This window comes from Methylovirgula sp. 4M-Z18, assembly GCF_037890675.1.
Lineage (GTDB): Bacteria > Pseudomonadota > Alphaproteobacteria > Rhizobiales > Beijerinckiaceae > 4M-Z18.
In genome coordinates this window covers 3,750,514-3,764,974 of the sequence record NZ_CP149574.1, presented here as the reverse complement: position 1 = coordinate 3,764,974, position 14,461 = coordinate 3,750,514, and the positions used below count along the sequence as shown (strand labels likewise).

The window sequence follows — 14,461 nt, the reverse complement described above, 5'->3', positions numbered from 1 at the left end:
CGCACGTGAAATTCGCGTGTCTCAGCGCACCGGCCGCTTTTCCAATTTGCGGGCCAGCGTGCGCCGATGCATGCCGAGGCGGCGCGCCGTTTCCGAAATATTGAAATCGGTCGCGACCAGGGTCTCGTGAATGCGCTCCCATTCGAGCGTTTTGATCGTGGTGGGCGTGCTGGTCGGCGATACGGATGTGTCGCCATCCGTGCGCGCGAACGCTGCCTCGATTTCCTCGGCGTTGGCGGGCTTGGGCAGATAATGGCATGCCCCCAGCTTGATCGCTTCGACGGCGGTGGCGATGCTGGCAAATCCGGTGAGCACGACGGTTCTGATCGCTGGATCATGCTCATGCAACAGCTTGACGCATGTGAGGCCCGATCCGCTTGCGAGCTTGAGGTCGACCACGGCAAAATTCGGCGCGTGCGCCGACAAGATTTCTTTCGCTTCATCGAGACTGCTGGCAGTCTGAACGTCATAGGCGCGGCGCTCGAAAGATCGGCGGAGCGCAACCGTCAAAGGCTCGTCGTCTTCTATGATCAGAAGCGAGCGCTTGTCTTGCATCTTTGCCTCTTAAATCCGCTGCGAAGCGGCTTTGGCCTCGATCAAAAAAGCAAAACGCGCCGTGGCCAGAACATGGCAAGCGGCGCGTTTCGATCCCAAAAGAAGCTTTAGCGAATTTTGCTTTCTTTCAGAAACGCAAAATTGCTCTACATCCTTGTTTTATCGCATTTTCGCTACGCGGACCTTCGGTTCTTAACCGAAAAGTCGTGCAACTTTTCTGGAAAATGCTCTAATTGTCCAGGAAGCTGCGCAATTTGCGCGACCGGGAGGGGTGCTTCAGCTTGCGCAAGGCTTTTGCCTCGATCTGGCGGATACGCTCGCGCGTCACCGAGAATTGCTGGCCGACTTCTTCCAGCGTGTGGTCGGTGTTCATGCCGATGCCGAAGCGCATGCGCAGCACGCGTTCTTCGCGCGGCGTCAAGCTGGCGAGAACGCGCGTCGTCGTTTCGCGCAGGTTCGACTGAATGGCCGCGTCGATCGGCAGAATCGCATTCTTGTCCTCGATGAAATCGCCGAGGTGCGAATCTTCTTCATCGCCGATCGGCGTCTCGAGGCTCACCGGTTCCTTGGCGATCTTGAGCACCTTGCGCACTTTTTCGAGTGGCATGGCGAGCTTTTCGGCGAGCTCCTCCGGGGTCGGCTCGCGGCCGATTTCATGCAGCATCTGGCGCGAGGTCCGCACGATCTTATTGATCGTCTCGATCATGTGGACCGGAATGCGGATCGTCCGCGCTTGGTCGGCTATCGAGCGGGTGATCGCTTGGCGGATCCACCAGGTGGCATAGGTCGAGAACTTGTAGCCGCGGCGGTATTCAAACTTATCGACCGCCTTCATCAGGCCGATATTGCCTTCCTGGATGAGATCAAGGAACTGCAGGCCGCGATTGGTGTATTTCTTGGCGATCGAGATGACGAGGCGCAGGTTGGCCTCGACCATTTCCTTCTTTGCCTGGCGGGCTTCACGCTCGCCCTTCTGCACCATATGGACGATCTTGCGGAATTCCTGGATTTCCAGGCCCGTTTCGGTCGCGAGGGAGTGGATGTCGGTCCGCAATTCGCGAATGCCGTCCTTGCCGGAGGCGACGAATTCCTTCCAGCCGCGGCCGCCGAGCTTCGAGACGCGCAAGAGCCACTTCGGATCGAGCTCGGAATTCTGATAGTTCTTGAGGAAGTCCTCGCGCGACACGCCGTAGCTCTCGGCGAGGCGCATCAGCTTGGTTTCGAGGCCAACGAGCCGCTTGTTGATGTCGTAGAGCTGCTCGACCAGCGCATCGATGCGGTTCTGGTTGAGCGACAGCGACTTCACGTCGGTGACGATTTCCTTCTTGAGCGCCTTGTACTTGCGCTCCTGACTGGGGGTCAGGGTCTCGTTCTTCAGCTTGTTTTCGACATTCTGGTCTTGCAGACGGCGCAGCTTCTTATAGGTCGAGGCGATGCGGTCGAAGGTTTCGAGCACCTTCGGCTTCAATTCCGCTTCCATGGCCGACAGCGAGACCGAATTTTCCATATCGTCTTCGTCGTCGAAATTCTCGTCCGCCGGGCGCGGTTCGCCGTCTTCGCCAAGGCCGGCGGGCGGGGTGCGCGGCGCGGTCGGGGCGGAGCGGCTTGCGGCCTCCGCTTCGTTGCGGGCCGCGAGCAGGGCTTCGGCGCCGGGCGCCGTCATATCGATCTTGGGCGTATTCTTGCCGTCCGGGCCGGCATAGGTCGCCTCGAGGTCGATAATGTCGCGCAGCAGGATCTTGCCTTCGACAAGTTCGTCGCGCCAGATGATAATGGCCTGGAAGGTCAGGGGATTTTCACACAGGCCGGCGATCATGGCCTCGCGGCCGGCTTCGATCCGCTTGGCGATGGCGATTTCGCCCTCGCGCGAGAGAAGCTCGACCGAGCCCATCTCGCGCAAATACATGCGGACTGGGTCGTCGGTCCGGTCTGCCGGCTCCGAGCTGCGGGTCGCGACGGCGGTCGATCGAGCGGTTTCGACGAGATCGCCACCCTCGGGCTCTTCTTCCTCGCTCTCTTCCTTCTCGCCTTCTTCGGCTTCCTCATTCTCGACCACGTTGATGCCCATTTCGTTGAGCATCGAGAGAATGTCTTCGATCTGTTCGGAATTGACCTCTTCGGTCGACATGACCGAATTCAATTCACCATAGGTGACGAAGCCGCGCTTTTTGGCGAGCTTGATCATCCTTTTGACGGCGGCATCCGAGAGGTCGAGCAACGGGCTATCGGGCGTTGCTTCTACAATCGCTTCGCCTTCGGGCTTTTCGTCGTCTTTTTTCGCCATCTGTGGATAAACTCCGTCACCGCCACGGGTTTTAGCCCGCCAGCACTTACAACTCTCTAAATCCGCGCTGCCCAATTCGGCATTGGCGCGCCCGCAGGGCTTCCCCTGTGATTCGCCTCAACGCATAAATTGGCCGCCATGGTCCTAAGCCCGCGTTAACCACACCGGCCTTGGCCTTCGCAAAACCACACGCCGCGCAAACCTGAGCCCGCACGGACACAATTCTGGATAGTTCCATATGTAACGCAGCCAGAGCCAGTTACAAGGCCGAAGCAGGCGGGGCCTGACCGGAAAATGTGGTGTAAGTGAGGCGAAAACATCCTGTTGGGTGATTCTTCCATCTTGTCACCATGAGTCACAGAACAGAGTTTACGACCTCATGATTTTTTCGTCTGTGGCGCGCTTCTCACGCCGGCGGCGCCGCCGTGCGAGAAGGTGCCGCGCCCGCTCAAAGATTTGCCCGACGGGGCGATCTTTGCGGCAAGCCGGGCTTGCAATGCCGAGCGAAAGAACATATTTAGAACAACTAAAATTTGCGTTCGCGGCCAAAGGATTATTTGGGAGATGCGGGCACGTGCAGGATTATTTATGCCGCGATCCGTTATTGGCGGCAGAAAAGGGGGGCGGCATCCCGCATAGGGGTAACCGCTTTCTTTAGAAAATTTTTTGAGAACAGACTAATAGGCCGATTATCTCATATAAATCAGTTTGTTATGATATTTTTTCCGATGGTGCGCAAACAATTTTCGGGGCGGCGTCCGCTTTGAGCGCCCATTTGAGCGTTTGAGTGGTGCGCTGATCGACGAAATATACGTCTCAGGCGAAGCGCTCTTGCGCCCTTGCGCGGGCTTTTGCCGCTTCCGTCTCGCGATCGCGGGGCGGCTGGTTCGTGTGCAAGGCCTGCAACAGGCGGGTCGCCGCTTGCGTCACTTCCTCGACCGCCACGTCGAATGCGGCCTCATTGGCCTTCGACGGATGGGCGAAGCCGCTCAATTTCCGCACGAATTGCACGGCCGAGGCCCGGATTTCCTCCTCTGTTGCCGGGGGCTCGAAATTGAACAGCGTGCGGATGTTGCGGCACATAATGTCCTCCTTGGCACGAATGGTTGAGCGGCAATTAGGGCCTCGCCCCCGTGCAAAAAGCACGGCATACTGCCCGCAATCATAGGGTTGGAAACCTCACGTGGCCATTCTGAAATCCAGTATCGATCCGCATTCCGCCGAGTTTGCCACCAACCGCACCCAATGGGCAGCTCTGACCGCCGAGCTCAAAGCCCGCCGCGCGGCTGCGGCTGTCGGCGGGCCGGAAAAAGCGCGCGCCCGGCATTTGGCGCGCGGCAAGCTCCTGCCGCGCGATCGGGTGATGCAGCTTCTCGATCCGGCCAGCGCCTTTCTCGAGCTCGGCTCGCTCGCCGCCTTCGGCATGTATGACGACGACATCCACGGCGCCGGCCTGATCTGCGGCATCGGCCGGGTCGAAGGCAGGGAGGTGATGGTGGTCGCCAACGATTCCACCATCAAGGGCGGCACCTATTTTCCGATCACGGTGAAGAAGCATTTGCGCGCCCAGGAAATCGCCCGCGAAAATCGCCTGCCGTGCCTCTATCTTGTCGATTCCGGTGGGGCCAATCTGCCGCATCAGACCGAGGTGTTTCCCGATCGCGAGCATTTCGGCCGGATCTTCTACAATCAGGCCAATCTGTCGGCGGCCGGCATCGCGCAGATCGCCGTGGTGATGGGCTCTTGCACGGCGGGCGGCGCCTATGTCCCGGCGATGTCCGACGAGACGGTCATCGTCAAGAATCAAGGCACGATTTTCCTCGGCGGTCCGCCCTTGGTGAAGGCCGCGACGGGCGAGATCGTTTCGGCCGAGGATCTGGGCGGGGCGGATGTGCACACGCGCATTTCTGGCGTCGCCGATCACTTTGCCGGCAACGACGAGCATGCCTTGGCGATCGCGCGGCGCATCGTCGCCAATCTGAATTCGCGCAAACCCGTGGATCTCGCGCTGATCGAACCGCGCGAGCCGAAATATGATGCCAAGGACTTGGAAGGCATCGTCCCGACCGACCTCAAGAAGCAATATGACATCCGCGAAGTGATCGCGCGCCTGGTGGATGGCAGCGAGTTCGACGAGTTCAAGGCGCGCTACGGCACGACGCTGATCACCGGCTTTGCCCATCTGCACGGCATGCCGGTCGGCATTATCGCCAACAATGGCATTCTGTTTTCGGAAAGCGCGCTCAAGGGCGCGCATTTCATCGAGCTGTGCTGCCAGCGTCGCATCCCGCTGCTGTTCTTGCAAAATATCAGTGGCTTCATGGTCGGGCGGCAATATGAGGCCGGCGGCATCGCGAAGGACGGCGCGAAGCTGGTGACGGCGGTCGCGTCGGCGCGCGTACCGAAAATCACCCTGCTGGTCGGCGGCTCGTTCGGCGCCGGCAATTACGGCATGTGCGGGCGCGCCTATGGTCCGCGTTTCTTATTCACCTGGCCGAACTCGCGCATTTCGGTGATGGGCGGCGAACAGGCGTCAAGCGTGCTGGCAACGGTGCGCCGCGACAATATCGAGGCGGCGGGCAAGAGCTGGAGCGCCGAAGAAGAAGAGGCGTTCAAAGCGCCGATCCGCGCGCAATATGAGGCGGAAGGCTCGCCCTATTATGCCACGGCCCGGCTTTGGGATGATGGGATCATATTGCCCAGCGAGACCCGCCGCGTCCTGGCGCTGGCGTTCTCGGCCTGCCTGAACGCGCCCGTGGAAGAGACGCAGTTCGGGGTCTTCAGAATGTGAATATTGGGACGCTCGCGGTCCATTTAAGAGGCAATTTATGGCTACTTCGCTCCGTTCCGTCCTCATCGCCAATCGCGGCGAAATCGCGTGCCGCATCATGCGCACCGCCAAGAAGCTGGGCATGCACACGATTGCGGTTTATTCCGAGGCCGACGCCCATGCCCAGCATGTCAAACAGGCGGATGAGGCCTATCTGATCGGTCCGGCGCCGGCGCGCGAAAGCTATCTGGTCGCGGACAAGATCATTGCCGTTGCCAAGCAAGCGAAGGCGGATTGCATTCATCCCGGCTATGGGTTCCTCTCCGAGAATGTCGATTTTGCGCAAGCCTGCGCCGACGCCGGCATCGTCTTCGTCGGGCCGCCGCCTTCCGCCATCCGGGCCATGGGCCTCAAGGACGGCGCCAAGGCGCTGATGCAAAAGGCCGGCGTGCCGGTCGTGCCGGGCTATCACGGCGCCGAACAGGACGCACATTTCCTGGCCGCACAAGCCGAGGCGATCAGTTATCCCGTGCTGATCAAAGCTGTTGCCGGCGGCGGCGGCAAAGGCATGCGCCGTGTCGATGCGGCAGCGGATTTCGCGGCCGCGTTGGAAGGCGCGCAGCGCGAGGCGCAATCGGCCTTTGGCAACTCGCACGTGCTGATCGAGAAATACATTCTGGCGCCGCGCCACATCGAGATGCAGGTGTTCGGCGACGCGCATGGCAACGCGATCCATCTGTTCGAGCGCGATTGTTCTTTGCAGCGGCGCCATCAGAAGGTGATCGAGGAAGCGCCGGCGCCGGGCATGACGCCGGAGGTGCGCGCGGCCATGGGCAAGGCCGCGGTCGATGCCGCGCGCGCGGTCGGCTACCAGGGCGCCGGAACCATCGAATTCATTGTCGACGGCAGCAAAGGCTTACGCGCCGACGGCTTCTATTTCATGGAAATGAACACACGGCTTCAGGTCGAGCATCCGGTGACCGAGGCGATCACGGGCCTCGATCTCGTCGCGCTGCAGTTTCGCGTTGCGGCCGGTGAACCCCTGCCGGTCAAGCAAGAGGATATCCGCTGCACGGGCCACGCCTTCGAAGCACGTCTCTATGCGGAAGATCCGGAGAACGGCTTTCTGCCTCAAGCGGGCAAATTGTGGTCGCTGCATTTTCCGACCGCGCCGGGCCTTCGCGTGGACACGGGCGTCGCAATGGGCGACGAGGTGACGCCCTTCTACGATCCGATGATCGCAAAATTGATCACGCATGGGGCGACACGGCAGGAGGCCCTGACCCGCTTGGCGCAGGCCTTGAAGAAGACCACGGTCGCGGGACCCAAATGCAATGTGCGTTTCCTGCGCGCCCTCTGCGAAGCGCCGGCGTTTCGCGACGAGCAATTCGATACCGGCTTTATCGACCGGAATCTCACGGAACTCGGTGCCGTGACACGGGAGATCAATGCGGCATCGGTCGCGCGCGGCGCGGTCTTCGCGATGAAGCAGAAGGTGCATGATCTGCATAAAAAGTCGCCCTTCGGCCACGATCCTTGGAATGTTTCCGACGGTTTCGCGCTCACGGGGCCGCGGCGCTCGTCTCTCGCCGTCCTCGTCGAGGGCAAAAGGGTGGATGCTGTTTTAACCGGCAGCCTGGAGGGGGCGGGACAGAGCGTTACGATCCCCAGTCTGCACTACGACCACGTCACTTATCTTGGATTGCACAAGGCTCAGCCGGACATGATCGCCAGCGATTGCCACGTGATCGGCATTCCCGGCGGCGGCACGGTCTTCGTGCTCGACGACGGGCAGCAAACGACCGTCGTTCCATTCGATCCGCTCGGCGTCGATTACGAGCATGAGGGCGAGGGCGACGGGACCGTGACCTCGCCCATGCACGGGAAACTGGTCGCGCTCTTCGTCAAGCCCGGCGACAAGGTCGAAAAGGGCCAGCGCGTCGCCATCGTCGAGGCGATGAAGATGGAGCATACGCTCGTCGCGCCGTCCGCCGGCGTGGTGTCGGATGTCGCGGCGGCGGAAGGCCAGCAAGTGGCGCAAGATGCGCGGCTCATCACGATCCATACGGAGGAGGCGTCGTAGCTTTCGCATTCATCCGGCCATCTGCGAAAGTTCGCGCGAAGATTGGGCGCGTCCCCTCTCCTGCGAAGCGGGAGAGGGGAATGCACGTCACTCGTTCGTTGTTACTTCGACTCCGAGCGAGCGTAGTGCATCCCAGTAATCAGGGTAGGTCTTGGCGACGCAACCGGCGTCGTCGATCACGAGACCGCCGATCTTCAATCCGGCCAAGGCAAAGCTCATCGCCATGCGATGGTCGGCATGCGGATCGATGACCGCCTTGGTCGTCGTGCCGACCAAGGCAGGATCGGCAGCGACGATCAGGTCGTCGCCTTCCTGATGCGAGAGTCCCGGCTTGATGCGATTGAGGCCTTCATCGAGCGCCGCGATCCGATCGCATTCCTTCACACGCAGATTCGCGATGCCGGTGAAACGCACCGGCGTCGCGTTAAAGGCGGCAAGCACGGCAATGGTTGGAACCGCGTCCTGCATCTGCTCGCCGTCGATGACGCCCGGCAGATGGGGGAATTGTGCGATGATATCCTTCGCCTTGGCATCCGGCTGCGTCATCGGCGCGCTCGTACCGATATCGATGGCGCCGCCGGTCAGGGCCTCGGCGGCCCACAGATAGGTCGCCGCCGACGCGTCCGGCTCGATATGATAGTCGGCCGCGCGATAGCCCGTCGGCTGGACAATCCAGGTCACGGGATCGGTTTGGCTAAATTCCGCGCCAAAAGCACGCATCGCGGCGAGCGTCAGGTCGATATAGCCGCGGGCGCCGATCTCTTGCGTGGTGAGGGCGATCTCGATCGGCCCTGCGCCAAGCGCGCCCATCATCAGAAGCGCCGAAACATATTGGCTCGACAGGCCGCCGTCGACTTCCAGACGACCTGCAGGCAGACGTCCGCGGCCATGCACGGTCACGGGCGGGCATTTGTTGGTGCTGGCAATGTCGATGCCGAAGGCGCGCAGCGCCGCCACCAGCGGCTCGATCGGGCGTTTGCGCATGTGCGCGTCGCCGTCGACGATGACCATGCCGTTGACACTTGCCACGGCCGCGGTGAGAAAGCGCGTCGCGGTGCCGGCATTGCCGAGAAAAAGCGGCTTGGCCGGTGCGCGCAGAACGCCGCTGCCGGTGACTACGAAGGTCGTCTCATCGGGTTCGCTGATTTCCACCCCCATGTCGCGCAACGCCTGCGACATGTAGCGCGTGTCGTCGCTCTTCAGCGCGCCGGTCAGCCGGCTCGTGCCCCTGGCGAGGGCCGCAAGCAGCAGCGCGCGGTTGGTGATGGATTTCGAGCCGGGCGGCAGTACGCGGCCATGAAGAGGGCGGTCGGGAGGCGTGACGGTAGCGGTGAATGTGGCAGACATGATGGACCCGTTCGCAGGTAACGGGTGCTCTCATGGCATGGCCGGGCGCCAAAAGGCAAACGTTTCGCCTGATCGTAACCTAATCGTCCGGGTTCTCATCAGCGGCGGGCTGCTTGCGCTTAATGCTCGACGTGTGGTCCGGGTCAGGAATATCGGCCGGCGGCGCGAAAGCCGACGCGTGCGGCACGGTTTGCGTGCGATAGGCGGGGACCGAGGCGTAGGCTGGCGCAGGCGCAGTCGGCTGCTGGCGTCGGGAGATAAGGTCCGGATTGTCGAGCGGCGGCGATTCCGGCAGCCCGTCCGGCTCGGGCGGCGGCAACACGGTTTGCGGCACCGGTTTGCAGACATGGCGCATCGTGCCGTCGCGCATGATCGCGTGATGCGCGAGATCGACATGGATATGATTGTAATGGAACATATCCGAACCGGGGCCGAGCACCGTCGAGAACGTGTCGCACGCGCCCTGATGCACGTCGTGCAGGAAAGCGCCTTCCTGCGTTTCTTTCTTCCAGTCGTTCTGCACGTTGATTTCGCGGCCGTCGGCCAGGACGAAGCCGGACACATCGATGGCGTTGGCGAACGCGTGTTCCGACAGGCTGGCGCCGCTCATATTGTCGATACCGCGGCAACTATAGGAGCCGAAGGTCTCGATCTCGACCACTTGCTGGCCGAAGCGCGCTTGCGCCGCCGGCTGCACGACATCGCTGATCCAACCGTTCAAGGCCGGGATCATGGGGCAGGCCAAGACGATTCTTTGATTGAGCGTCACGGTATCGTCGGCGAGGGCGGCGATTTTGAACGGATGCACGAGCCCGCAAATACCGGGGCCATTGATTTCCGCCGACGGCTGCACATAGGCGGTGACTTTGACGAGCCCTTGGGAGAGGCAACTTTCTTCGGCTTCGGTGCGCCAGGCGGGACGATGCGCGCGCTCGAACAGGGAGCAGCCTGCAAGCAGGGAAAACACAGCCGTGGCTGCGAGGAAAGGCAATACGCGACGCGCCATTGCGGCAAAATGGCCGCAAAGAGTTAAAGATGGCTAAAACTGGGCCGTGCTTTGCAAAGATTCTTTACGACGTGCCGAGCGCCCGGCGAACGGCCATTTCCATCAGGCTGTTGACGGCGCCGTAAAGCAGGAGGCTCGGGTCGCAATCCGGCTCCCGCAGATGGCCGGCATGGCTGAGCGTCGCAATGCCATGCGCCATGGCCCAGATTTCGTAGGCCAGTCGATGCGCTTCGCCGGTGGGCGCGCCATACTGGCGCAAAACGGCCGAGGTCGCGTGTTCCAGAATGGCGAATGCGGTATTGGATGCATCCTCGGTGTCCGCCGAAGGGGGTGGCAAATCGCTGCCGCTGAAGATCGTGTTGTAGAGTCCCGGCTCTTCTCGGGCGAAGGCGAGATAGGCCGACCCCATCCGACGCAACGCGGTTGCCGGGTCCGGTTGACCCTCGTTCCAGGCGCCCTTGAGCCGTTGGTTGAACATATCGAAGCCGCGCCGGGCCAGTTCGTCCAAAAGGGCGTTGCGGTCGGCGAAATGGCGATAGGGGGCGGCTGTGGTGACGCCGGCCAATTTTGCCGCGTCGGTCAGAGTGAAGCCGCTGGTGCCGCGCTCGGCGATCAGCGCGCGCGCAGCCTCGACCAGGGCGTCTTTCAAACGGCCGTGATGGTAGCCGCGCTTTTCCTGCGGCGATGTCTTGTGCGACCACATGTGGGCTACTTAGAGCTTTTTGCCGTCCGAAGCGAGAGGTGGCGCGCGCCGCGAGCACCTGTTCCATAAATTTGCAAGAATAGGGACTTGCGGTCTTCCACCCTCCGCATCTAACATGCGTTCATGGCACAGGCGCTTATCACCATACGGTCGGCGCGCGTGGAAGATGCACTCGATATTGCCTCTGTCCATGATGCGGCCTGGCGCGACGCATATCGCGGAATCATTCCTGGGCGCGAACTCGAAAAGATGGTCGCCCGGCGTGGTCCGCGGTGGTGGCGTAATGCGATTTTGCGCGGATCGCGCCTGGCGGTTCTGGATTTCGACGAATCGATCGGCGGTTATGTCAGCTATGGCCGCAACCGCCTGCCCGAATTGCCTTACGGCGGTGAAATCTTTGAGCTTTACCTTGCGCCGGAATTCCAGGGGCTCGGGTTTGGCCGGCGGCTATTCGAGATGGCCCATCGCGATCTGGCCGAACACGGCTATGGCGCGATGCTCGTCTGGGCGCTCGCCGAGAATGAGCGCGCCACCAGTTTCTATAAGCACATGGGCGGCAAGCTGGTGCGCCAGGGCGAGGAGCGATTCGGCGATATTACCTGCGCCCGCGTGGCTTTCGGCTTCCGATAGGTTGCAAGCTTCCGCTTTTTCGGTGTAAGTCGCCGCATTGCCAGCGCGAATCTGCAAAATTGCGCTGGGCCGGTAGCTCAATGGTTAGAGCCGGCCGCTCATAACGGTCTGGTTGGGGGTTCGAGTCCCTCCCGGCCCACCAATGGCAGATCATTGATATTGCGGTGTTTTCGCGCTGCGGTGCCGGAAGTTCGAAATTGCGTCCTGGCCGCGGTGGATCGCTCTTTTGGCAAGCGACCGCTCCAGGCAGTGATCCACGCCAAAACCCGGACACCGGGTCCTAGGACAAAGACGATTGGTGCAGGATCTCGCGCACTTTTTTGGCGAGTTCGGCCGCCGTGTAAGGCTTCTTCAACCATGCGCCCGCGCCCAGACCCTGTCGCGCGATCGCCGGCTCGGCATAGCCGGACGTGAACAGGATTTTGAGATCCGGCCTCGCGATGAGCGCCGCCTCCGCCAGTTCATCGCCGCTCAAACCCCCGGGCATCACGACGTCGGTAAAGATCATTGCAATTTTAGGATGAGCGGCAAGCAGCGCGAGCGCGGCCGTGCCGTTATCAGCCTCGATGACCTGGTAGCCCAGGCTCCGCAGCCTTGCGATGGTGACCCGGCGGACACGGGCATCGTCCTCGACCACGAGAATCGTCTCGGATCCCCGAGGCAGGGTGCCGGCATCGACATGGCCCGCTGCCAGCTCTCCGCCAGCTTGAAAGGCCTCCGCCAATGGCAGGAAAATTCTTATGCTCGTGCCGCGGTCCAGTTCGCTGTAAATTTGAATATTCCCGCCCGATTGCTTGACGAAGCCATAGACCATGCTGAGGCCGAGGCCTGTGCCCGCTCCGGTCGCTTTCGTCGTAAAAAACGGCTCGAAGGCGCGCTGCCGGACGTCCTCGGACATGCCTCCACCCGTATCGGTCACGGCAATCAGAACATAGCGACCGGTTCGCACTTCGGGATACATCTGCGCGTAATCCGCGTCGAGGCGCACGTGCGACGTCTCGATCGTCAGATTGCCACCACGCGGCATGGCGTCGCGCGCATTGATGGCCAGATTGAGCAGGGCGTTTTGCAATTGCGCCGCATCGACGACGCACAGATGCTCCGATCCGTTCACCTGGATTGTCAGTTTGATCGACTCGCCCAGGGTGCGGCGCAGAAGCTCCGAAAAATTCGCGATCAACGGCGCCAAATCCGTGGGTTTCGGGTTCAGCGGCTGGCGTCGACCGAAGGCCAGGAGTTGGCCGGTCAATTTCGCGCCGTCCTGGGCGGCGTCCTGTGCCTCTCGCAAGAGTTCGCGCTGGTTTGACGTCGAAAGACTCATCTCCAGCATTTCGAGATTGCCGGTGATCACCGTCAGCAGGTTGTTGAAGTCATGCGCCAGGCCACCGGTCAGTTGTCCGATCGCCTCCATTTTCTGTGCCTGCCGCAGCTCATCTTCCATTCTTTGGCGGCTCGTCAGGTCGCGGATGAATCCCGTGAAAATGCGCTGGCCATTGGACTGCGCTTCGCCGACCGCTAATTCCATCGGGAAGGTTGCTCCGTCCTTGGTGAGCCCTTTCACCACACGGCCATAGCCGATAATCCGCGCCTCGCCGGTGCTGAGATAGCGCCCGATGTAATTGTCGTGCTCCGCCCGATAAGGTTCGGGCATTAGCATTTTGACGTTGCGCCCGACGACTTCGTCGGCATCGTAGCCGAAGAGTTGCGCTGCCGCCGCGCTGAACGACGTGACGGTGCCCTGCTCGTCAATGACGATCATCGCCTCAGGAACCGTATCCAGGATCGAGCGAAGATGCGCTTCGCGCGCGGCGAGTTCGTCCTGCGCGTTCTTCAAGCCGGTAATGTCGCTGTTGTTCTGAAGCACGGAATGAATAACATTGTTTTCGGATTTTCGGGCGACCCACAAACTCGAAACGATGACGACTGATCCGTCCTTCTTCCGATGCTTGATTTCGCCTTGCCAACTGCCGTGGTCGCGAAGCTGCGCAACAATTTCGCCTCGAGGCAGAGGATATTTCGTCTTCAGGAGGTCATGAACGATCTTTCCATGTGCCTCCTTTCGGCTCCAGCCGTAGAGGTGCTCGCAGCCTGCCGTCCAATATAAAATCCTGCCGTCCACGTCATGAATGATGACATTGGCTAAATCCAGGATTTTCGCGAGAGCGGTCAGTTCGGCGGTGACAGCCGATGTCGGCATTCGTCCCTCATTTCAAAATCAATTGGGCCAAACCGCCCGGCGGGACTGTGAGGCTCTGGGCTCCATCTCGTCAGCATCGTGCCCGGCGATTTCCCGCAAAGCGGCGAGTTTGCGAAGCGTGACATTGTGACGAGTTCCAGCGTCGATCAGGCCACGACGCATCAATCCTGTCATCATCCGCGACACCGTTTCCATCGTCAAGCCGAGATAGTCCGCCATATCCTGGCGGCTCATCGGCAGCTCGATCTCAATGCCGGACGTGCTTTTGCGATGAATAGCAAGAAGGAAGCTGACGACCCGTTCTTCTGCTGTCTTTCGTCCGAGCAGCAGCATTTGATCCTGAGCCGCGGACATCTCATCGCACAGGATCGCGAAGAGCTGGGGCCGCAAAGCGGGCGATTCGTTAATCGTTTCGAAGAAGCGGTTTCTGGCGAAGCGCCGGACCTTGACCTCGGTCACCGCCTCGGCCGTGAAGAGATAGCGATCCTGGAAGGAGACGCCAAGCACCTCGCCGGGGTGAATGAAACCCATAATGGCGCGCCGGCCGTCGGCCATGATCCGGTAAACGCGCACCACGCCTTCCAGCACGTCGAAGATTGACCCAACCGTGTCGCCTTGCCAGAAGAGCGCCTCGCCAGCAGCGAAAGTTTCCGTCGGTTGGCCCTTGAAAAGGTCCTTGAGGGTCGGGTTCTGTGCGGGGGGAGGAGCAAAAGGCGCGGCGGGTTTACGAACTGCCGAAATCGCGGTTTGGCTGTACATGGGATCGCCCTCTGATTGGCTGATGGAGAGCATTTGATCCGGCCCATGTCATGGCCGTATCATCGGCTTGTGACATTGGGTGCTGATTTGTTACAATGCGTAACAGCCCCGCCCGCGCTTGAAGTCC

General features: G+C 61.0%; 11 protein-coding genes and 1 tRNA gene. 4 read left to right on the top strand and 8 right to left on the bottom strand.

From position 1 onward, the window contains the following. Window positions 1-21 precede the first annotated feature (21 nt). The 3 genes from V9T28_RS17380 to V9T28_RS17370 form a co-directional block, all read right to left on the bottom strand. The gene (locus tag V9T28_RS17380; protein ID WP_116400284.1) at window positions 22-555 is read right to left on the bottom strand and encodes a response regulator transcription factor; all 534 of its coding nucleotides are present in this window, start codon (window positions 553-555) and stop codon (window positions 22-24) included. A gap of 229 nt (window positions 556-784) precedes the next feature. Further along, window positions 785-2,839: an RNA polymerase sigma factor RpoD gene (gene rpoD / locus V9T28_RS17375; RefSeq protein WP_116400283.1), complete on the bottom strand. Its 2,055-nt coding sequence runs from the start codon at window positions 2,837-2,839 to the stop codon at window positions 785-787. 816 nt (window positions 2,840-3,655) lie between these two features. Beyond that, window positions 3,656-3,922, bottom strand: a complete 267-nt coding sequence (locus V9T28_RS17370; protein ID WP_116400282.1) for a DUF2277 domain-containing protein — start codon at window positions 3,920-3,922, stop codon at window positions 3,656-3,658. Between the two features lie 100 nt (window positions 3,923-4,022). Here V9T28_RS17370 and V9T28_RS17365 point away from each other — a divergent pair, with 100 nt between their 5' ends. Beyond that, the gene (locus V9T28_RS17365; protein WP_116400281.1) at window positions 4,023-5,630 is read left to right on the top strand and encodes a carboxyl transferase domain-containing protein; all 1,608 of its coding nucleotides are present in this window, start codon (window positions 4,023-4,025) and stop codon (window positions 5,628-5,630) included. Window positions 5,631-5,667: 37 nt separating this feature from the next. Then, the gene (locus V9T28_RS17360) at window positions 5,668-7,692 is read left to right on the top strand and encodes an acetyl-CoA carboxylase biotin carboxylase subunit (protein WP_116400280.1); all 2,025 of its coding nucleotides are present in this window, start codon (window positions 5,668-5,670) and stop codon (window positions 7,690-7,692) included. Between the two features lie 87 nt (window positions 7,693-7,779). Here V9T28_RS17360 and aroA read toward each other — a convergent pair whose 3' ends face one another. The 3 genes from aroA to V9T28_RS17345 all read right to left on the bottom strand — a co-directional run bounded on the left by aroA (window position 7,780) and on the right by V9T28_RS17345 (window position 10,748). Then, window positions 7,780-9,039 (bottom strand): 3-phosphoshikimate 1-carboxyvinyltransferase, encoded by a 1,260-nt coding sequence (gene aroA, locus V9T28_RS17355; protein WP_116400279.1) that lies wholly within the window; start codon window positions 9,037-9,039, stop codon window positions 7,780-7,782. A 79-nt stretch (window positions 9,040-9,118) separates the two neighbouring features. After that, entirely contained in the window at window positions 9,119-10,030 is a 912-nt protein-coding gene (locus V9T28_RS17350) for an extensin-like domain-containing protein (RefSeq protein WP_158554763.1), read from the bottom strand. A gap of 79 nt (window positions 10,031-10,109) precedes the next feature. Next, window positions 10,110-10,748, bottom strand: a complete 639-nt coding sequence (locus tag V9T28_RS17345) for a TetR/AcrR family transcriptional regulator (protein WP_116400277.1) — start codon at window positions 10,746-10,748, stop codon at window positions 10,110-10,112. Between the two features lie 123 nt (window positions 10,749-10,871). Here V9T28_RS17345 and V9T28_RS17340 point away from each other — a divergent pair, with 123 nt between their 5' ends. Both V9T28_RS17340 and V9T28_RS17335 read left to right on the top strand, forming a co-directional pair. Beyond that, entirely contained in the window at window positions 10,872-11,378 is a 507-nt protein-coding gene (locus V9T28_RS17340) for a GNAT family N-acetyltransferase (RefSeq protein ID WP_116400276.1), read from the top strand. A 66-nt stretch (window positions 11,379-11,444) separates the two neighbouring features. Continuing rightward, window positions 11,445-11,520: transfer RNA gene (locus tag V9T28_RS17335), tRNA-Ile, on the top strand. A gap of 138 nt (window positions 11,521-11,658) precedes the next feature. Here V9T28_RS17335 and V9T28_RS17330 read toward each other — a convergent pair. Beyond that, window positions 11,659-13,575, bottom strand: a complete 1,917-nt coding sequence (locus V9T28_RS17330) for a hybrid sensor histidine kinase/response regulator (protein ID WP_116400275.1) — start codon at window positions 13,573-13,575, stop codon at window positions 11,659-11,661. 18 nt (window positions 13,576-13,593) lie between these two features. Beyond that, a complete protein-coding gene (locus V9T28_RS17325) occupies window positions 13,594-14,367 on the bottom strand; it encodes a helix-turn-helix domain-containing protein (protein ID WP_116400274.1) in 774 nt (257 codons plus the stop codon). Between the last annotated feature and the right edge of the window lie 94 nt (window positions 14,368-14,461).